The sequence below is a fragment of the Marinobacter sp. UBA2688 genome (assembly GCF_002352785.1).
GTDB classification, from domain to species: domain Bacteria; phylum Pseudomonadota; class Gammaproteobacteria; order Pseudomonadales; family Oleiphilaceae; genus Marinobacter; species Marinobacter salarius.
The window spans coordinates 426,528-446,507 of record NZ_DELU01000010.1 but is presented as its reverse complement, the minus strand read 5'-3'; the positions used below and the strand labels follow the sequence as shown (position 1 = coordinate 446,507).

16 protein-coding genes and 3 tRNA genes are annotated in these 19,980 nt (G+C 57.1%); 14 read left to right on the top strand and 5 right to left on the bottom strand.

Features of this window, described 5'->3' with window-relative positions:
• Positions 1 to 148 precede the first annotated feature (148 nt).
• Positions 149 to 1,252 (top strand): LPS export ABC transporter permease LptF, encoded by a 1,104-nt coding sequence (gene lptF, locus B3M52_RS06805; protein WP_286749180.1) that lies wholly within the window; start codon positions 149 to 151, stop codon positions 1,250 to 1,252.
• Positions 1,245 to 2,306 carry an LPS export ABC transporter permease LptG gene (lptG, locus tag B3M52_RS06800; protein ID WP_286749178.1) on the top strand — a complete coding sequence of 354 codons (1,062 nt, stop codon included), beginning with the start codon at positions 1,245 to 1,247 and terminating at the stop codon, positions 2,304 to 2,306. Before lptF ends, lptG begins: the two co-directional genes overlap by 8 nt.
• On the opposite strand, the gene B3M52_RS06795 is transcribed toward lptG, so the two are convergent.
• A complete protein-coding gene (locus B3M52_RS06795) occupies positions 2,307 to 2,846 on the bottom strand; it encodes an RDD family protein (RefSeq protein WP_286749176.1) in 540 nt (179 codons plus the stop codon).
• A gap of 130 nt (positions 2,847 to 2,976) precedes the next feature.
• Between B3M52_RS06795 and alaS the strand changes: the two genes are divergently transcribed.
• From alaS to B3M52_RS06765, 6 genes are all read left to right on the top strand, one after another.
• Positions 2,977 to 5,607, top strand: a complete 2,631-nt coding sequence (gene alaS / locus B3M52_RS06790; RefSeq protein ID WP_286749174.1) for an alanine--tRNA ligase — start codon at positions 2,977 to 2,979, stop codon at positions 5,605 to 5,607.
• Between the two features lie 103 nt (positions 5,608 to 5,710).
• Positions 5,711 to 6,946 (top strand): aspartate kinase, encoded by a 1,236-nt coding sequence (locus B3M52_RS06785; RefSeq protein ID WP_075195259.1) that lies wholly within the window; start codon positions 5,711 to 5,713, stop codon positions 6,944 to 6,946.
• Between the two features lie 184 nt (positions 6,947 to 7,130).
• The gene (gene csrA / locus B3M52_RS06780) at positions 7,131 to 7,328 is read left to right on the top strand and encodes a carbon storage regulator CsrA (RefSeq protein ID WP_007155535.1); all 198 of its coding nucleotides are present in this window, start codon (positions 7,131 to 7,133) and stop codon (positions 7,326 to 7,328) included.
• A 149-nt stretch (positions 7,329 to 7,477) separates the two neighbouring features.
• Positions 7,478 to 7,568, top strand: a tRNA-Ser gene (locus B3M52_RS06775).
• Between the two features lie 51 nt (positions 7,569 to 7,619).
• Positions 7,620 to 7,696: transfer RNA gene (locus B3M52_RS06770), tRNA-Arg, on the top strand.
• A gap of 40 nt (positions 7,697 to 7,736) precedes the next feature.
• Positions 7,737 to 7,813, top strand: a tRNA-Arg gene (locus B3M52_RS06765).
• A gap of 43 nt (positions 7,814 to 7,856) precedes the next feature.
• Here the strand turns inward: B3M52_RS06765 and B3M52_RS06760 are convergent.
• A complete protein-coding gene (locus tag B3M52_RS06760) occupies positions 7,857 to 8,393 on the bottom strand; it encodes a DUF2058 domain-containing protein (RefSeq protein WP_151981883.1) in 537 nt (178 codons plus the stop codon).
• A gap of 115 nt (positions 8,394 to 8,508) precedes the next feature.
• Here B3M52_RS06760 and dbpA point away from each other — a divergent pair, with 115 nt between their 5' ends.
• From dbpA to B3M52_RS06740, 4 genes are all read left to right on the top strand, one after another.
• A complete protein-coding gene (dbpA, locus tag B3M52_RS06755) occupies positions 8,509 to 9,882 on the top strand; it encodes an ATP-dependent RNA helicase DbpA (protein WP_151981885.1) in 1,374 nt (457 codons plus the stop codon).
• Between the two features lie 223 nt (positions 9,883 to 10,105).
• On the top strand, positions 10,106 to 10,357 hold the full coding sequence (locus B3M52_RS06750; RefSeq protein WP_036206745.1) for an OadG family protein: 252 nt from the start codon (positions 10,106 to 10,108) through the stop codon (positions 10,355 to 10,357).
• A gap of 42 nt (positions 10,358 to 10,399) precedes the next feature.
• Positions 10,400 to 12,190, top strand: a complete 1,791-nt coding sequence (oadA, locus tag B3M52_RS06745; RefSeq protein WP_075195257.1) for a sodium-extruding oxaloacetate decarboxylase subunit alpha — start codon at positions 10,400 to 10,402, stop codon at positions 12,188 to 12,190.
• Positions 12,191 to 12,203: 13 nt separating this feature from the next.
• Positions 12,204 to 13,538 carry a sodium ion-translocating decarboxylase subunit beta gene (locus tag B3M52_RS06740; RefSeq protein WP_369810904.1) on the top strand — a complete coding sequence of 445 codons (1,335 nt, stop codon included), beginning with the start codon at positions 12,204 to 12,206 and terminating at the stop codon, positions 13,536 to 13,538.
• 80 nt (positions 13,539 to 13,618) lie between these two features.
• Here B3M52_RS06740 and B3M52_RS06735 read toward each other — a convergent pair whose 3' ends face one another.
• The 3 genes from B3M52_RS06735 to imuA are packed head-to-tail and all read right to left on the bottom strand — an operon-like array spanning position 13,619 to position 18,854.
• The gene (locus B3M52_RS06735) at positions 13,619 to 16,738 is read right to left on the bottom strand and encodes an error-prone DNA polymerase (RefSeq protein WP_151981887.1); all 3,120 of its coding nucleotides are present in this window, start codon (positions 16,736 to 16,738) and stop codon (positions 13,619 to 13,621) included.
• The gene (locus tag B3M52_RS06730; protein WP_286749162.1) at positions 16,738 to 18,156 is read right to left on the bottom strand and encodes a Y-family DNA polymerase; all 1,419 of its coding nucleotides are present in this window, start codon (positions 18,154 to 18,156) and stop codon (positions 16,738 to 16,740) included. The genes B3M52_RS06735 and B3M52_RS06730 overlap by 1 nt, the downstream gene beginning before the upstream one ends.
• An 8-nt stretch (positions 18,157 to 18,164) precedes the next feature.
• The gene (imuA, locus tag B3M52_RS06725) at positions 18,165 to 18,854 is read right to left on the bottom strand and encodes a translesion DNA synthesis-associated protein ImuA (RefSeq protein ID WP_075196071.1); all 690 of its coding nucleotides are present in this window, start codon (positions 18,852 to 18,854) and stop codon (positions 18,165 to 18,167) included.
• Between the two features lie 127 nt (positions 18,855 to 18,981).
• Between imuA and B3M52_RS06720 the strand changes: the two genes are divergently transcribed.
• Positions 18,982 to 19,329, top strand: a complete 348-nt coding sequence (locus B3M52_RS06720) for a 4a-hydroxytetrahydrobiopterin dehydratase (RefSeq protein ID WP_040474671.1) — start codon at positions 18,982 to 18,984, stop codon at positions 19,327 to 19,329.
• Between the two features lie 31 nt (positions 19,330 to 19,360).
• On the top strand, positions 19,361 to 19,636 hold the full coding sequence (locus tag B3M52_RS06715) for a YrhK family protein (RefSeq protein WP_075196070.1): 276 nt from the start codon (positions 19,361 to 19,363) through the stop codon (positions 19,634 to 19,636).
• Positions 19,637 to 19,980: the final 344 nt, after the last annotated feature.

Below are 19,980 nucleotides of genomic sequence, written 5' to 3'. Positions count from 1 at the left end.
GCCTATAGCATTGGGGTTTGGGGGTAAATTATCAAGCGCTGACAGGTTGTTAACGCCTGTGCTCTGTCATTCGGCACCAAGGTTACTTAGAATACGGCGAATCCTGTTTTCCATCGACTCCGGTCGCATCCGGCTCTGAGAGACCGATTTGAACATCGTTTTCCGATACCTTACCCGCCAGGTGATCATCAGCATGCTTGCCGTATCTGGCATTCTGCTGCTGGTGTTCATGAGCGGCCGGTTTATCAAGTACCTGGCGGACGCTGCTGCCGGGGAGCTGGCGGGCGACGTGTTGTTCCAGATCATGGCTTATCGCTTTCCCGGCTTCCTTGAACTGATCCTGCCCCTGGGGTTTTTTATCGGCATCCTGCTGGCATACGGGCGCATGTACCTGGAAAGTGAAATGACGGTGCTGTTTGCCTGCGGTGTGAGCGACAAACAGCTGCTGATGAAAACACTTTTGGGCTGTATCCCGGTGATGTTGGTGGTGGGGGGTATGAGCCTCTACGTGTCTCCCTGGGGCATGAAGAAGGTCGAGGGAATCTTCAACGAGCAACGCCAGGCGACGGAATTTGAGATGCTGGCGCCGGGTCGCTTCCAGTCGTTGTCGTCTGGCGAACGTGTGACTTACACGGAAGCGCTGAGTGAAGACAAGCGTCGGCTCGAGGGTGTGTTCATTGCCGAGCACAATGAGGACGGTAAGGGTCTTACCCTCATTACCGCCCGGGAAGGGTCCCAGTTTATTGATGAGCAAACCGGCAGCCGCTTCCTGGTGCTCGAAGACGGTGCCCGTTTTGAGGGGTTGCCGGGGCAATTGGCGTACGACGTTACCGGGTTCGAAGCCTACGGGCTCAAGATCCGCAGTGGCAGTGCGGGCGAGAAAGAGCTGGAGGAAGGGCTTGCGACCTCCGCCTTGATGGCGTCGGATGATCCGGAGCACCGCGCCATGCTGCACTGGCGATTCACGCTGCCGCTCATCGTGCCGATTGTCACCCTGCTGGCTGTGCGCCTGAGCCGGGTGAATCCCCGGCAGGGGCGGTTTTTCCACTTGTTGCCGGCCATGCTGGTCTATATCACTTACCTTGGTTTGCTCATCGTGGCCCGTGATGCCCTCGAAGGTGGCAAGGTGCCCGAATGGATCGGGTTGCTATGGGTACACGCCCTGTTTCTGGCCCTCGGGTTATGGCTGCAGTTCGGGCCTGCCTGGCTCTACCGCCGTCGCCTGCTGAAGGAGGCGCGGCAACATGCGTAAGATCGATCGCTATGTGATGAGCACGGTGGGTGGTGCCATGTTCCTGGTGATGCTGGTGGTGCTGTCCCTGGACCTGATCTTCGCGTTTATCGCCGAGTTGGACGACGCGGAAAACGATTACCAGACGCTCCAGGCGTTGCTGTATGTGCTTATGACGTTGCCGCGGCGCATCTATGACTATCTCCCGCTCGGCGCCTTTATGGGATGCCTGGTTGGCCTCGGCACCATGGCAAGTTCGTCGGAGCTCACCGTTATCCGGGCCGCGGGCGTTTCTCTCAAGCGGATTGTCTGGTCCGCCATGAAGCCAACCCTGGTGGTGGTGGTTCTTGGTGTGCTGATTGGCGAGTACATCGCGCCACCGGCTGAACGGATGGCTCAGAGCCAGAAGACCGTGGCCCAGGGCGCGGGTGAAAGCATTGCGTCTGCCTCCGGTATCTGGCATCGGGAGGGCGATGTGTTCATGCACCTGAATGCGGTTCAGCCCAACGGCGTCTTGCATGGAGTGTCGCTGTTCCGATTTGATGAAGAACGTTGGCTGGTGTCCGCCAGTTTCGCTGAAAGAGGGATTTATCAGGGCGATCACTGGCTGCTTGAGAACGTGGCCACCACCCGGCTGGGCGATGAAAGAACCACCCAGGAGACGCACCGGGCCTTGCGCTGGGAAACCGGTCTGTCGCCCAGCGTTCTCAGTGTGCTGATTGTAAAACCGGAAGACCTTGCGATCTCCGGCCTCTATACCTACGCGAGCTATCTGGGAGAGCAGGGGCTTAATGCCGCCAACTACTGGCTGGCCTTCTGGAAGAAGGTGCTGATGCCGCTAGGCACAGCGGTCATGGTGTTGGTCGCCATCTCGTTCGTTTTCGGCCCGCTCCGATCCGTTACCATGGGGTTCCGGGTTTTTACAGGCCTCATTGTGGGGCTGTTGTTCAAGTACATGCAGGACCTGCTGGGCCCCATGAGCCTGGTGTTTGGCTTCAACCCGGTATTGGCAATCGTCCTGCCAATCGCGATTAATGCGGTGGTTGGTGCGGTGCTGATGAAGAGGGCCGGTTAGCTACTTCTTTTTGGGTTCTTTGGGGACTGTGGCAACGATACTGCCGGAAGCACGGTCGGTCAGCGACAGCCCGTTGATCGGGTAGAACAACGCCAGGATCGCCGGGATGGTCAGGAACAGGGTGGCTGCGTTCAGGTAATAGGCACCCAGCAGCGCGACGAACAGGATGGCCGCCGCGGCCACGTATCGTTTCAGGGCCTGTGTCCAGGACACGGACGTGCCGTCCAGGTTCTCAATGCGAATGCGCCACACCTGCATGCCGAGTGTCTGGCCGTTTTTGGTCCAGAAGTATCCAAAGAACAGATACAGCGCCAGGAACAGCACAAATGTGAGCAGTGGGTCTGCCTTCAGAGTACCCGCTTCCGCCATCGCTTCATACTGGTCCCACCCGGTCACCCAGCCCGCCACGAGGGTGTACATCCAGGTAGTTACCAGTAGCACCGCTATGCTGATCAACGAATCGTAAATCACCGCCATCAGTCGCTTGATGAATGCAGCGGGAGGAAGGAGTTCCTCAGCGGTATGAAAGCGGCGGGGCATGGCGTCTCCTGTGATGTTTCACGTTTTTCCTGTTCTCGGCGTGTGCTAGAGTAGCGGATTTGCAAGCGCATGTAAGTATGTGTCTTTAAACGTGGACCCGCACGGGTTTATAGAAGGGTATCAAAGGGCTATGAAAACCGCAGAGTTGCGACAGGCGTTTCTCGATTACTTCAAACAGCAGGGCCATGCCATTGTGCCGAGCAGTTCACTGGTGCCGGCGGACGACCCGACCCTGTTGTTTACCAACGCGGGAATGAACCAGTTCAAAGACGTGTTCCTGGGTCGCGAAGAGCGCGATTACAGTCGAGCGACGACCACGCAAAAATGCGTGCGTGCAGGCGGTAAGCACAATGATCTTGAGAACGTAGGCTATACCGCGCGCCACCATACCTTTTTCGAAATGTTGGGTAACTTCAGCTTCGGCGACTACTTCAAGCGTGAAGCCATCAATTTTGCCTGGACCTTCCTGACCGGCGACGACTGGCTGAAGCTGCCAAAGGAAAAGCTTTGGGTCACCGTTTACGCCTCCGACGACGAAGCCTTTGATATCTGGAACCAGGAGATTGGTGTTCCTGCAGATCGTATCGTGCGGATTGGCGACAACAAGGGCGCCCCATACGCATCCGACAACTTCTGGCAGATGGGCGATACCGGTCCCTGTGGTCCCTGTACCGAAATCTTTTACGACCATGGCTCGGATGTGGCTGGTGGTCCTCCTGGTAGTCCGGAAGAAGACGGTGACCGCTACATAGAAATCTGGAACGTGGTGTTCATGCAGTACAACCGCCAGGCGGACGGTGAAATGCTGCCCCTGCCCAAGCCCTCGGTGGATACCGGCATGGGCCTGGAACGCATCACCGCGGTGCTGCAGGGTGTTCACAGCAACTACGAAATCGACCTGATGCAGGACCTGCTCAACGCAGCCTCCGACATTCTTGGTGGTGTTGAAACCACAGAAGCGTCGCTGCGAGTGGTGGCCGACCACATCCGCTCCTGTGCCTTCCTGATTTCTGACGGTGTGATGCCGTCCAACGAAGGGCGTGGCTTTGTACTGCGCCGCATCATCCGCCGGGCTGCGCGCCACGGCAACAAACTGGGTGCCACACAGCCTTTCTTCCACAAGCTGACTGGCGCATTGGTTGAGCTGATGGGCGACGCCTTCCCGCAACTGGTCAGTAGCCGCAAGCAGATTGAAAAAGTGTTGCTGCAGGAAGAAGAGCAGTTTGCCAAGACTCTGGACAAAGGTCTGCGCCTGCTGGAGCAGGACATTGCCGCGCTGAAGAGTTCCGAGATTCCGGGCGAAACCATTTTTACCCTTTACGACACCTACGGGTTTCCGGTTGATCTGACCAACGACATTGCCCGTGAACGTGGCCTGACGCTGGACTACGACGGCTACGAGAAAGCCATGGAGCGCCAACGCGAGCGTGCCCGCGCGGCCAGCAAGTTCGGTATGGATTACAACGCAGCCGGCCTGAACATTGAAGGGTCTACCGAGTTTACCGGTTACGAGCACATCGACGGCCATGAAACCATTCGAACCGTGATCGTGGGTGATGAAGAGAAGACCGCTCAGGCAGGGGACGAAGCGGTTCTGGTGCTGGAGCGCACGCCGTTCTACGCGGAGTCTGGTGGTCAGGTGGGCGATACCGGTCTGCTGACCTGGAGCGGTGGACGCTTCAAGGTGACTGACACCCAGAAAGAGGGCAGCAATCACCTGCATATCGGTACCGTGATTGAAGGCGAGTTGTTCCCGGGTCTGGAAGTGGATGCCCGCATCGACCACGCTCGTCGTGAGCGGACCAAGAAAAACCACTCCGCAACCCACCTGATGCATGCCGCGCTCCGTAATGTGCTGGGCGAGCACGTTACACAGAAAGGCTCGCTGGTAGATCCTGACAAACTGCGGTTCGACTTCTCCCACTTTGAGGCGGTAACACCGGAACAGTTGCGGGAAATCGAGCGTCAGGTTAATGAGCAAATATTGGGTAACACCCCGGTTGAGACCGAAATCACCGATATGGAACAGGCCCAGGCCAAAGGTGCCATGGCGCTGTTCGGTGAAAAGTATGGCGATACCGTCCGAGTCCTGAGCATGGGCTCTGACGCATACTCCGTGGAACTGTGCGGTGGCACCCATGTGGCGCGTACCGGCGACATCGGGCTGTTCCGTATCACATCGGAGAGCGGTATTTCATCGGGCGTTCGCCGTATCGAAGCCGTCACTGGGTTTGGCGCTCTGGAATGGGTTGAGGAAACCGAGCAAACCCTGCGGGAAGCTGCAAAGCTGGTCAAAGGCTCGCGTGAGTCCCTGGTCGAGAAAGTTCAGCAGACGCTGGATCGCAATCGACAGCTGGAGAAGGACATCAATGCTCTCCAGGCGAAGCTGGCAAGCTCTGCTGGTAGCGATCTGGCCAGTTCTGCCGTGGATGTGGCTGGCCTTAAAGTGGTGGCCTCTGAAATGGAAGGCGCGGATCGCAAAGCGCTGATGGAAACCGCCGACCAACTCAAGAACAAGCTGGGCGAGGGTGTTGTGGTGCTGGCCAGTGTTGAAGACGGCAAAGTGACACTGGTGGCCGGTGTCACCAAATCGGCGACTGGCAGGATCAAGGCCGGAGATTTGATGAAGCATCTGGCGGCTCAGGTTGACGGTAAAGGTGGCGGTCGTCCAGATATGGCCCAGGGTGGCGGAAACGACCCATCAAAACTGGCGGATGCCCTGGCAGGTGTTCCTGCCTGGGTTGAGAAAAATATTGCATAGATAACTGTATCCAAAATGGGCAGGTGTATATAATCTCGCCCATTTGGTCGTCTGAGGTGGGGCGCTGCCCCGCTGTCTGTCCACGTTTGGTATCGGGAAAGAAATGGCGCTCTTGGTTCAAAAATTCGGTGGCACTTCGGTGGGCACCACAGAACGGATTGAAGCGGTTGCAGAAAAGGTATGCCGCTTCCGCAAGGAAGGTCATGACGTGGTGGTTGTGGTATCTGCCATGAGTGGGGAAACCAACCGTCTTATTGGTCTGGCCAACGACATCATGGAAGAACCCACGCCCCGGGAAATGGACGTGCTGGTCTCGACCGGGGAGCAGGTGACCATTGCTCTGTTGTCCATGGCGTTGCAAAAGCGCGGCTGTGATGCGCGCTCTTATACCGGTGCCCAGGTTCGAATTCTGACCGACAGCAGCCATACCAAGGCGCGCATCAAGCAGATTGACGAGCAGCGCATGCGGGAAGACCTCAACGCCGGTCGTGTGGTTGTGGTTGCCGGTTTCCAGGGCATTGACGAGAACGGCAGCATCACCACCCTTGGTCGTGGCGGGTCCGATACTACTGCTGTTGCTCTCGCTGCGGCATTGAAGGCTGACGAGTGTCAGATCTACACTGATGTAGACGGTGTCTATACCACTGACCCACGGGTAGTGGACAGCGCGCGCCGGCTGGAGCGAATTACGTTTGAAGAAATGATTGAGATGGCCAGCCTGGGCTCCAAGATTCTTCAGATTCGCTCGGTGGAATTTGCAGGCAAATACAATGTTCCTTTAAGGGTGCTCTCCAGCTTTGAGGAAGGCGAGGGTACCCTGATTACACTTGAGGATGAAAACGCCATGGAACAACCGGTTGTCTCCGGCATAGCCTTTAACCGTGATGAAGCCAAACTGACGATCGCCGGTGTGCCGGATACCCCGGGCAGCGCCCTGCGTATACTTCAGCCGATCAGCGATGCCAACATTGAAGTCGACATGATCGTACAGAACGTGGGTGCGGATAACCGCACGGATTTCACCTTCACCGTGCATCGCAACGACTTCAAGCGTGGCCAGGCCATTCTGCAGCGGGTGTCCGACGAACTGGGTGCCCGTGAAGTTAGCGGCGACAGCAAGATTGCGAAGGTCAGTATTGTGGGTGTGGGTATGCGGTCTCATGCCGGCGTTGCAACTAAAATGTTTGCAGCACTGTCTAATGAAGGAATCAATATCCTGATGATCTCCACGTCTGAGATTAAAATCTCCGTGGTGATTGACGAAAAATATCTTGAGCTGGCCGTTCGGGCACTGCATAGTGCGTTCGAACTGGACAAGCCCGGGGTAGAGGAAGCCTGAAAATACGCGAACATAAAAGCCGGTTCGCATTGGTTTTCCGAAAAAAGGGCATCATTTGCAGGCTTTTGCTTTTATAAGTACGTATAAGTGATTGTGCGGCTTTTGATTGGCAAGTGATCCCACTATAAAAGTAAGCAGTATACATTTGTCGGAACAGGTAGCTCTGGATAAGGGAGTAAAGGACATGTTGATATTGACCCGCCGTGTTGGCGAAACCCTGATGGTCGGTGATGAAATCACCGTAACCGTCCTTGGGGTGAAGGGGAACCAGGTTCGCATTGGTGTAAACGCCCCCAAAGAAGTGGCGGTTCACCGCGAAGAAATCTATCAGCGAATTCAGAGCGAGAAAGGCTCTGAAGAGCCGGAGCCCGGCAACAGCTGAGAGTGACAAAAAGCCGTTCGAGGGAAACCCGAGCGGCTTTTTTGTGTCTCTCGAACGGCTTTTCTGAACCTATGGGAGCGCGGTTCGAAAAAACTCGTGTCAACCCTATGAAATCAGAAAAATTATGGTAGTATACGCCCCGTTCTCAAGGAGAGGTGGGTGAGTGGCTGAAACCAGCTCCCTGCTAAGGAGCCATACGCATTGCGCGTATCGAGGGTTCGAATCCCTCCCTCTCCGCCATTTCTTTTCGGAGAAGAAAGAGAACATTGCTGAATCTGGAAGTATGAATGCGCGGCTGTAGCTCAGCTGGATAGAGTACCTGGCTACGAACCAGGCGGTCGGAGGTTCGAATCCTCCCAGCCGCGCCACTTATACCAAGTTCGCCATTTTCAGTAGGCACTGTTTTTAGCGGCTGTAGCTCAGCTGGATAGAGTACCTGGCTACGAACCAGGCGGTCGGAGGTTCGAATCCTCCCAGCCGCGCCATATTAAACAAAAAGCCCCGCCGAGAGCGGGGCTTTTTGTTGCCTTACCACATTAGATCGTCGGGGATCTCATATCCGGCATAAGGGTCATCATCCCCCTGATCGTCACTCTTGCGGTCATGCAACACCACCACGGCACTTTCGTTCCGCTCCATGATCTTGCGGGCTACGCCCTCAGCTACCACTTCGTAGGCGTCGTTCACGAAGACAATAGCCAGCCTTCCCCGTGACAGTTGATCCACCATGGTGTCGTCCACAAAGAGCTTCTTGATTTTCTTGTCGTGGACAAACTGATAAGAGGTCTCACCCCGCGAGCGATCAAGACGATTGGTTTCGACCAGTTGCCGGATCTGGGCCTGGATGGCCTTTTTCTCAGCCTGCTTCTGGCGCTCAAGGTTTAATTGCCGATCCCGTTCTGCTTTCTCTTCCCGTGCCTGACGGGCACGAATTTCCGCTTCATTGACCTCAACCGCTCCCTTGGGCTGTTGTTTGCGTTTTTTATGTTTCTCGTTGCGAATGGCTTTGGCCTTTTTCTCGTCGGCCAGGCCGGCTTTCAACAACTGATCCTGTAGTGATGGCATGAACGGCTCCGTGAGTGTCTGCAATTTCTGGTAAACTTGGCCCCAAGTATACGCCCGCAGCGCTGCTGGTCGAACCCATCCTTTATTTATCCATTTGCCCCCGGGAATTTCTTTTATGCCGTCATTCAGTCAGTTGGGCCTTTCCGAGCCAATGCTCGCGAACCTGTCGAGGCTTGGCTTTGAAAATCCGACACCGATTCAGTCCGGCGCCTTGCCTCATGCTATGGCAGGTAAGGACTTGATCGCCATGGCGCAGACCGGAAGCGGCAAGACGGCGGCGTTTGGCATTGGCCTGGTGGAAAGGCTGAATCCGCGACGCTTTTCGGTGCAGGGGCTGGTACTTTGTCCCACACGTGAACTGGCGGACCAGGTGTCGAAGTCGCTGCGTGAGCTGGCAAGGGCCCGTGACAACGTAAAGATTCTGTCACTGTGTGGTGGCGTGGCTATCGGCCCCCAGATTGGCTCCCTCAGCCACGGCGCTCATATTGTGGTGGGTACTCCAGGGCGCATTCAGGATCATTTACGAAAGGGCACTCTGAAGCTGGACCAGCTCACAACCCTCATCCTGGATGAGGCGGACCGGATGCTGGATATGGGATTCCAGGACGCGGTGGAAGACATCATCAGCCAGGCGCCCGCAAAACGGCAGACCCTGATGTTCTCGGCGACGTGGCCCGAGAATATCCGCAAGTTGAGCGAGCAATATCAGCATACGCCGGCTGACGTCAGGATTGAGAGTCAGGCTGTTGAATCCGATATTACCGAGCGATTCTACGAGATCGCGCCCGGACAGCAAGTCCAGGCCGTCGCGGCGCTATTGTCGTTACACCAACCAGCGTCCTGCATTGCCTTCTGCACCACGAAACAGCAATGTGATGATGTCGCCAATGAGCTGAACGGCCTCGGGTTTGCGGCGCTTCCGCTTCACGGTGATCTGGAGCAGAGGGATCGTGACAGTGTTCTGGTTCGTTTCGGCAACCAGAGCTGTTCCGTGCTCGTGGCGACCGATGTGGCGGCCCGCGGTCTGGATATAAAATCTTTGCCGTTAGTGGTTAATGTGGAGCCGGCCAGGGACCCGGAAGTACATACTCACCGAGTCGGTCGAACCGGCCGGGCCGGGGAGCAGGGGCTGGCGGTCACCTTCTGCACCCCGTCGCAGGCCCATAAGATTAACCGGCTGGAATCCGGGCGTAAGCAAGCCGTGACCTGGGGGGATACAGGCAAGCTGCTGAAAACTGCGTTGCAGCCGCTGGAGCCGGCGATGAGAACCCTGTGTATAGCGGGTGGGCGCAAAGACAAAGTCCGGCCAGGAGATGTGCTTGGTGCGCTGACCGGTGAGGCTGGGCTGCCCGGGGCCGTTGTAGGCAAGATCGATCTATTCGATTTTCAGTGTTTTGTGGCAGTGGAGAAGGCATCAGCCGCCACGGCCCTGAAAAGGTTGGAGCAGGGGCGTATAAAGGGCCGGAAAATGCGTGTGCGGTATGCATGAATGAGAATGATTTTTGCCCACTCCAGGCCCGTCAGTACGGGCCAGAGAGCTCGGAAACCACCTATTGAAACCGCCAATTAGGTTGCTCAGTGAGTCGGAAAACGGTAAATTACGCGGGATTTTGCCCCCCGAACTGTCCGAATGGCTGGTAAAACCACGCTCCTGGCGAGGCCTGGCCAAGGGCTCGGGAAAATCAACAACTCAATACAGGTAGCTATTTGTTATGAGTGAGCTAATGTCACAAGCCATCGATCTGATGGTCGCAGGCATGGGGTTTGTCTTCGTATTCCTGATCATATTGGTGTTTGCAACCCTGCTCATGTCAAAACTGGTCCATCGGTTCGGCCCGCCTGAACCCGTTGCTCCGGCCCGTACTCCACGTGCAAGGCCTTCGGCGCCATCGTCGGTTGATCCTGACACCGCTGAAGCGATTAAAAAAGCGATTGCACAATACCGGTCACGCCACAAGAAGTGACCTGGCAGATAGATTAGAACCTTTAAACAGAAGGCTGACACGATGACTGACACAAAGAAACCGCTGGGGATTACGGACGTTATCCTGCGTGACGCCCACCAGTCCCTGCTTGCCACCCGCATGCGGCTTGACGACATGCTGCCCATTGCCGAGAAACTCGACAAGGTTGGTTTCTGGTCTTTGGAATCCTGGGGCGGAGCTACCTTCGACTCCTGCATCCGTTACCTGGGCGAAGATCCCTGGGAGCGCATCCGTGAACTGAAAAAGGCCATGCCTAACACCCAACAGCAAATGCTGCTGCGTGGTCAGAACCTGCTGGGTTACCGTCATTACGCCGATGATGTGGTCGACCGTTTCTGTGAGCGTGCTGCCGAGAACGGCGTAGACGTGTTCCGGATTTTCGACGCCATGAACGATCCGCGTAACCTGGACCGTGCCATCAAGGCCGTTCGTAAGACTGGCAAGCATGCCCAGGGCACCATCGCCTACACCACCAGCCCCGTGCACACCATCGAAATGTGGGTTGAAATGGCGAAAGAAGTGGCCGACATGGGCGCGGACTCCATCGCCATCAAGGACATGGCCGGTATCCTTAAGCCTTACGTAGCTTTTGATCTGGTCAGCCGTCTGAAGAAAGAGCTGGATATTCCCATCCATATGCAGTGCCACGCCACCACCGGCATGTCTACCGCCACCGCCATCAAGGCCGCGGAAGCCGGTATCGATAACGTGGACACCGCCATTTCCTCCATGAGCATGACCTACGGCCACTCGCCCACCGAGGCGGTTGTTGCCATCCTGGAAGGCACAGATCGTGACACCGGCCTGGACTTGACCCTGCTTGAGGAAATCGCCAGCTATTTCCGCCAGGTGCGTAAGAAGTACGCGAAATTTGAAGGCAGCCTGCGTGGCACCGATTCTCGCATCCTGATTGCTCAGGTACCGGGCGGCATGCTGACCAACATGGAAAACCAGCTGCGAGAGCAGAACGCGAGCGACAAGTTCGACGAAGTTCTGGATGAAATTCCCAAGGTTCGCGAAGACCTGGGCTTCATTCCGCTGGTCACTCCGACTTCCCAGATCGTGGGTACCCAGGCGGTACTGAACGTTCTGACCGGTGAGCGTTACAAGTCCATCTCCAAGGAAACCTCCGCCATCCTCAAGGGCGAGTACGGCGCTGCGCCGGCGGCCATGAATAAGGAGCTGCAGGAGCGCGTTCTGGATGGCAAGGAAGTGATGACCTGTCGTCCGGCCGATGTGCTTGAGCCGGAAATGGACAAGCTGACTGACGAGCTGAAGAAGCTGGCGGAAGAGAAGGGCATCAAGCTGGCCGACAATGTTGAGGACGACGTGCTGACCTACGCACTGTTCCCGCAGATCGGCCTGAAGTTCCTGGAAAACCGTAACAACCCGGATGCATTTGAGCCGGTTCCGACCGCTGAAGACGCAGCACCTGCCAAGAAAGCTGAAGGCCCGGAAACCTACACTGTCGATGTTAATGGCAAGAAGTATGTTGTTGCGGTGTCCGAAGGCGGTGAAATCAGCCAGATTCAGGGTGAAGGCGGTGCTGCATCCGCACCTGCTGCTTCCTCTTCCGCGCCTGCACCGGCTGCGGGTGAAGGCGAGCCCTTGGTCGCGCCTCTGGGCGGCAATATCTTCAAGGTTCTGGTATCTCCCGGCGACGCCGTGGAAGAGGGCGATGTGCTGATCATTCTCGAAGCCATGAAAATGGAAACCGAGGTTCGGGCACCGAAAGCCGGTACCATCGGCGAAGTCTTCATCAAGGTCGGTGATGCCGTCTCCCCTGATGATGAAATGCTGACAATCGCATAAGGGCCAGCATTCCATGGATAAATTAATGACACTCTGGACAGGTAGTGGCCTGTTCAATATGGAACTTGGCCAGGTGATCATGATCGCCATCGGCCTTCTTCTTCTGTTCCTTGCGATTCGCAAGGGGTTCGAGCCTCTGCTGCTGGTACCCATCGGGTTCGGCGGTATTCTGGCGAATATTCCGGAGGCAGGACTTGCCCTGACTGCGGCGGAGAACGCGATTCATTTCGCCCTGAAGAGCGACACTACGCAGGTGCTGGCCGCACTGGCTGCGCCGCTGGATGTTGCTTATCAGGCCGGCCAGGCTATTACCCCTGAGCTGAAAGAAGCCTTCAAGGTGGCGGTCAAAGAGGCCAGCTACTCCGACATGGCGATGGCAAATGCCATTGCCCAGGACTTCGGCTATGGCAATGGCATGCTGTATAACTTCTATTCTGTGGTTATCGGTAGCACCATTGGTCCGCTGGTGATTTTCATGGGTGTCGGCGCAATGACGGACTTTGGCCCGCTATTGGCGAACCCCAAGACAATGCTGCTTGGCGCTGCAGCCCAGTTCGGTATCTTCGGAACCGTTTTGGGTGCTGCATTGCTCGATTGGCTGGGTATCCTGGACTTCACCATCCTTGAAGCCGCCGCAGTCGGTATTATCGGTGGTGCGGATGGTCCTACCTCCATTTATGTGTCCAGTGTTCTGGCACCGCACCTGCTCGGGGCGATTGCAGTTTCGGCTTACGCTTATATGGCGATGGTGCCGATGATTCAGCCGCCGATCATGAAGGCGCTGACCAGCCAGAAAGAGCGGGCCATCAAGATGTCCCAGCTCCGCCCGGTGAGCAAAAAAGAGAAAATCGTGTTCCCGCTGGTGGTACTGATTGCGGTGGTTCTGTTCCTGCCGGACGCTGCGCCGCTTCTGGGTATGTTCTGCTTTGGTAACCTGATGCGCGAGTGTGGCGTGGTCGAGCGCCTGAGCGATACTGCCCAGAACGCACTGATCAATATCACAACGATTTTCCTGGGCCTGTCGGTTGGCTCCAAGCTGATGGCTGACAAGTTCCTGGATGCGCAGACGCTGGGTATCCTGGGCCTGGGTATTGTGGCCTTTGCTGTGGGTACTGCGTGTGGTGTTCTGATGGCGAAGCTGATGAACCGATTCACCAAGGAAGCTATCAACCCGCTGATTGGTTCCGCTGGTGTGTCTGCGGTGCCGATGGCTGCAAGGGTATCCAACAAGGTCGGCCTTGAGGCCAACCCGCAGAACTTCCTGCTGATGCACGCTATGGGGCCAAACGTGGCCGGTGTTATCGGCTCTGCGGTGGCTGCAGGTGTGATGATCAAGCTGCTTAGCTGATTGTTTCACTTCAGCACCTGAGAGAAGGCCCCGCTTTTGCGGGGCTTTCTTGTTTTAGTCGCCTCCGCAATGGTGCTTCATCAATGAAAATCCCGGGAATTAACCGGTAACGTCTGAATCAGATGGCTCAAATCCGACAGCCTTCCTGCCATCACGTGAACAATATCGCCTTCTCTTTCCAGGATCCCTTTCACATGTAACAGCCGGGCCGTTATCAACGGCTTGCGCTGCCGCCGTGCGGTTTCCAGCCAGACCACCACGTTTACGTTTCCAGTTTCATCTTCCAGGGTAACGAAGGTGACGCCGGAGGCGGAGCCGGGGCGTTGGCGGCCTGTGACAAGGCCAGCAACCTGAACCGGTCGGCCAGGCTGGATATTCTTGAGTTGTTCCGCGCTGAGACAGAACTTCAGGTGCCCCTGTTCCCGGAGCAGGGCCAGGGGATGGCGCTGCAGGGTCAGGCCCTGGCTGGCGTAGTCGGCCAGTACGTTCTGGCCTTCCGTGGGTTCGGGCAACTGGTAACAGTGTTCTGGCTGGTAATGAGCCGCTGTCTCTTTGGCAAAGAGCTCCGCGGGCTGTTCGTGCTCAAGCAGTTGCCAGTAAGCCTGATGGCGATTAGTGGTAAACGCTGGCATGGCGTTAGCGCCTGCGAGCAGTTCCATGTCGCGTTGGTTCAGGCCGGCCAGGTGACGTAGTTCGGCGGTGGACCGGTAACCTTCAGCCGGGCGATTGTTGTAAAGGCGCTCGGCGCCGCTGGCAGAGAGGCCCTGTATGAGCCTGAGCCCCAGACGTAAATGACGATTAGGCGACTCCAGGGTGTGATTCCATTGGCTGTGGTTTACATCCGGTGGTAGCACGGTGACGTCATGACGACGGGCGTCCTGGACCAGTTGGGACGGTGAGTAGAACCCCATGGGCTGGCTGTTGAGCAGGGCGCAGTAAAAGGCAGCTGGATAGTGGCGTTTAATCCAGGAGGACACATACACCAGCAGCGCAAAACTGGCGGCGTGGGATTCGGGAAAGCCGTAACCGCCGAACCCGCAGATCTGCAGGTATAACCGTTCGGCGAAATCGGCATCGTGGCCCCGTTCCAGCATGCCGTTGATCAACTTGTCCCGAAATGGCGTCAGGTCGCCGTGAGACTTCCAGGCAGCCATCGCACGGCGGAGTTGGTCGGCTTCACCGGCAGAGAAGCCAGCGGCCACCATGGCCAGCTTGATCACCTGCTCCTGGAAAATAGGCACACCCAGGGTGCGCTCCAGAACGTTCCGTACAGCGTCGTTGGGATAGTCCACCGGCTCCAGGCCATGCTTGCGACGCAGATAGGGGTGAACCATGTCACCCTGGATAGGGCCGGGGCGGACGATGGCCACCTCGATCACCAGATCGTAGTACTTTTCCGGTTTCAGACGCGGCAACATGTTGATCTGGGCACGGGATTCCACCTGGAAAACACCGATGCTGTCGCCTTTTTGCAACATGGCATAGGTGGCGGGATCTTCCAGGGGAATATCCTGCATGGAAAAAGGAGCACCCTTTTCCTCACTGATCAGGTCCAGGGCCTTGCGGATGGCCGTGAGCATGCCCAGGGCAAGCACGTCCACTTTCATCAGGCCCAGGCTTTCCAGATCGTCCTTGTCCCACTGTATGACGGTACGGTCCGCCATGGCGGCGTTCTCCACCGGTACCAACTCGGCCAATGGCCCGGCACTGATGACAAAACCACCGACATGCTGGGACAGGTGGCGGGGGAAGCCCAACAGGGTATTCACCAGGGTAAAGAACTGGTCGGCCACTTTCGGGTTGCGGGTGAGGTGTTTGTCGAGAATCTGCTGGCGCCAGTTGCTGGCCTTGTCCCGCCAATCGATGCCTTCCAAAAGCTGTTCCACCATGGCGGGATCAAAACCCAAGGCTTTGCCCACATCCCGGATGGCGCTGCGCGGCCGGTAGCGGATCACCGTGGCGGCCAGGGCTGCGCGTTCCCGGCTGTAACGCCGGTAGATGTACTGGATAACTTCTTCCCGCCGTTCATGCTCGAAATCCACATCAATATCGGGTGGTTCACCGCGATCCTTTGATATGAAACGCTCGAACAGCAACTCCACACGGGCCGGGTTGACCTCGGTGATGCCCAGGCAATAGCACACGGCAGAGTTGGCAGCCGACCCGCGGCCCTGGCACAGAATGCCTTTGCTGCGGGCGAAGGCGACAATATCCTGGATAGTGAGGAAGTAGTGCTCGTACTTCATCTCTGATATCAGGCTTAGTTCCTTGCGTATCAGCCTCTGAACGCTTGGTGGCGTGCCGTTTGGGTATCGCCGGCGTTCACCGTCGTGGGTCAGTTGTTTCAGGTAGGCCGCTGGCGATGTTCCGGCCGGCACCAGATCCGGTGGGTATTCGTACCGCAAGCTACCCGGTTCGAAAGTACATTGCTCAGCAATTACCAGGGTTTCCCTGAGCCAGGCTTCCGGAAACAGGCGATCAAGAACCGGTAATGGTCGAAGGTAGCGCTCCCCGTTCTGGAACAGGCAATGGCCGGCGTTCTCCAGGTTGGTGTGGTTGCGCAGGGCTGTGAGCACATCCTGCAACGGTTGCCGCTCGCGGCTGTGCATATGCACCTCTCCGGTGGCGGCTATCGGACAACGCAGGTGGTCTGCCAGCCAGCGTGCCCGGGCCAGTTGCTGCTCCTCTCCGGATTCAAGAGTGCGGGCTGCGGCTATCCAGAGATTCGGCTCGAACAGGCGCTGAAGCCATTCACCACAGGCCAGGGCCTGGTCTGCATCTGCAACGGTGGGTGAGGGTGGCAGCCACAGGCACACACAATCGTCCAGGGAATGGGTCTCGATATCCCGGAAGAATAACCGGTACTGGCCTTTCTCCGCTTGCCGTCGGCCAGTGGTGATCAACTGGCAAAGCTGACCATAACCCTTGCGGGTGCGGGCCAGCAGGATGAAGCGGGGAGTAGCCGCTCCGGGTGGGGCATCGTCAAGTTCAAACCAGCTGCCGGTGATCAGCTTTACCGGGCTGTCTTTCAGTGCGGCCCAGGCCCGAGGAATGCCAGCCACTGAGCAGGCATCTGTGATGGCCAGTGCAGAGTAGCCCAGCTCCAGTGCTTGCTCGGCCAGTTCATGGGGATGTGAGGCCCCGGTCAGGAAGGTGAAATTGCTGAAGCAGAAGAGTTCGGCATAGCTGAAGTTGTCCATCAGCCAAACCAGCCATGCACAAACCAGCCATCCCGCACATCCCGGAACACCCAGGCAAGCTGGCCGGTGGACAGCTCGGCAATGTAATAATCCCGGTGAACCCGCTGGCCATCCCACCAACCTCCACTGATCCGTTCCGGGCCCGAAAACCACATGGTCGGAGCTTCGGCCAGCGGTTGTGGCCCTTTGAGTAACCATAAAGGACGACGGGGTAACTGGTCGGGAGAAGGAAGGCGGCTATGATTTTTCCGCTGCACTTCGGAGGCCGACCAGGCCCGTTCGGGCCGGTGATCCGCCTGCGGCGATAACTGCCGTAATGAATGTCCGCCAAGCCGTGCCTGCAGACGGCTGATCAGGGTGTGCCAGGCTTCGTTCAGATCCTGCGTTTCACCCAGAAGATCCTGGCCAGGGGCCACTTCCCGCCCCAGGAAGCGTTTAACGGACAGCACTAATGAGATCACCGGAGCCCTTAACGGGTGCTGCTCAAACCGTAGGCGGATAAGATTCAGAAATGCTTCGGCCCGATGCTCGGGGCCGGAGGTGCGAACCCGAATGCGGGTAGGCTCCTCATGCCGGTGCTGCAGGACCAGCAGCAGGCTGTCGGTATCCTGCTGTCGCCAGCACAGGTCTTCCTCGAGTTCTGACAGAATGCGCTGCAGGGGGAACAGCAGGCCCTGGGACTGCTCAATCTCCTGCACAAAATCCGCCTGCTGGCGAAAGGTGTGGGGCGGTTGCCAGGGTGTTTGTGGGTCCGCGCGGTTACCCTGGATCTTCTGCACATACGCGAGGGTTTCCGGCGACAGACGGCGGGCCAGTTCACTGGCAGGCAGTGCGAAGACCTCATCCAGGGTGTTCAGGCCGAGCCGTTGCAGACGGGTACAGGTTTTGTCATCGAACTCTGCCGTCAGCAGGGGCATCTGCCCCAGTGTACGCAGGATATGGCCTTTGTCCGCCGTGCACTCGCCCTTGCCGGCCCGGGCAATCAGCCGGGCGGCCAGTGGTGTGTGGCCGATGGCTGTCCAGGCGTTAAGCTGGCGTTCCTCCAGCCCCTGTTCCACCGTTTGCCAGACGGCTGCCAGCCCACCGTAAAGCCGCTGCAGGCTGCCCACTTCCGCCAACAGGCCATTCGGGGGTACCAATATGATATGAGCCGCGTACCGGTATAGCCAGCGCGCCTGGTCTTCCAGTATCCGGGCTTCCTGTTGGTGGTCCGCCCTGAGCATACGCAGCTCCGGAACCAGGCTGATAGCGGTTTTCAGGCGCATGCCAGCGCGTACTCCCTGGGCATAAGCTTCCGGGCAGGCCTGGATAATCTTCTGGCCGGAGCCTTCCACAACAGCCAGCGCCCCCTGGTTTTCGCGGGAGCGGCGAATATGGTCTAGCAACAGGTGAGGAAAATGCAGGTACAGCCAGAGCATGATACGCCTTACCCGGTCTTGCCGGCCCAGGGGCCCTGGACCACCCGGGGGGCTTCCCGGAAGGCCAGATCCGCCCGGTGAGCCATGGCTACGGAGCAACATTGGCCGGGCCAACTGCCGCGACGTTTCAGAACATTGACCTTGAGCGCCTGTTGACTTCCTGCTGTCAGATCCAGGCGTAGCGCCGCCGGGGAGTTTTGTTCGGCATGACGCCGTTCGCGGAACAGCACGCACACATTGCTGCCGGCCTCCGCGGCCAGTTGCAAGCGCCGTATGTCACGGGCGGCCAGTTTTCCGGGCCAGGCCATCACCAGGCCGGTGACCGGTGAACGCAGGCAGTTTTCCAGTGTCCACAGGAAGTCGCCATCGTCTTCGGTGTTGATCAGTATGACCTGATCCAGATTGACCCCTTCGCGGGCCAGGGCAGGGGCGTAGGGTGTATGGGGAGGGTTCAGCCAGAAGACGGTCTTACCTGCCTGAGAAAGCCGTTGCATCAGGGGTAGCAGCAGGTGCAGCTCACCAATGCCGGGCTCATCCAGCAGGCACTCACTCAACGCCCCACGGGGCCAGCCAACACCGCCGAGCTGGTTGTCCAGCACCTGGTAACCGGTTGGCTCCGTTGGCCGACCAGTGCGGGTATGGTGCTGACCCTGCCACACACGGTCGTCCTGCATCAGCGTATTCAGAATCTCGCTCATGGAAAGTTCTCTATATACTGTTTAAATATACAGTATTCTGAAAAAGACAGGATTTCAAGCAGTGGGTTGATAATGTGGCGGAACGAACCCACGCTTAGTAGTACAGCCATCAACCATGGAGGTTGAAATGAGTGAACTGACGAAACAAAGCTGTGAAGCCTGCAGCGCAGATGCTCCCACAGTCACTGCCGATCAGAAGCAAGCCCTGGGTAAAGATGTACCCGACTGGCAGGAGATTGAGCTGGACGGGGAGGAACAGTTACAGCGAGTGTTCAAGCTCAAGAATTTCGCCCAGGCCCAGGCATTTACCAACAAGGTGGGTGACCTGGCCGAAGAGGAAGGGCACCACCCCGCCATCCTTCTGGAATATGGCAAGGTCACCGTACGCTGGTGGACCCACAAGATAGGCGGCCTGCACAAAAACGATTACATCATGGCGGCGCGCACCGACGCAGCCTACAAAGACATGCAATAATTCACCAAACCCACCGGAAACAGGATGTGTAATGGCTGAAGACCGTACAGATAACCCACTAACCTTTCGGTTAGGCCATGAAGAACTGGTTATACGGCGCCGTTACGAAGTGCTCAGCATCATCAATGATTTCCTGATCGCCATCTGGTTTCTGGTGGGCAGCATCCTGTTTTTGTTTCCCGAACACGAGAAGGCGGCCATTTGGCTGTTCATTATTGGCAGTTTCCAATTCCTGATTCGCCCCACCATTCGCCTGATCGGGCATATCCACGTACAGCGCATTCCGGAAAGCCGCTGGGAAAGTTAGAAGGTGTCGTCTATCGGGCTGCGAACTCCAAAGCCTCTTTTGCGAACCATGTGTGTAATAGAAATTGCTCCACCTCTTTTGCCAAACCAGTGTGCGCAGCTGATTCATGAAGCGGGTAGGGTTGTCTGGCAACTTTGGTGGGACATCCAAAATCATAGGCTCAGCCTCCATGCTGTTTATTTGTACAGTATCTTAGGCCTGATTTTGGGTTATTTCACGGTGAAAAGCGGAGATATACGACAATTGTCGCAAAACTTCGTATATTTCGCGCCAATGAGCTGACAACTCTATGAAAGATATGGAATAGTCGTTGAGGATCTATTTTAGATAAGCGAACAGGTGTA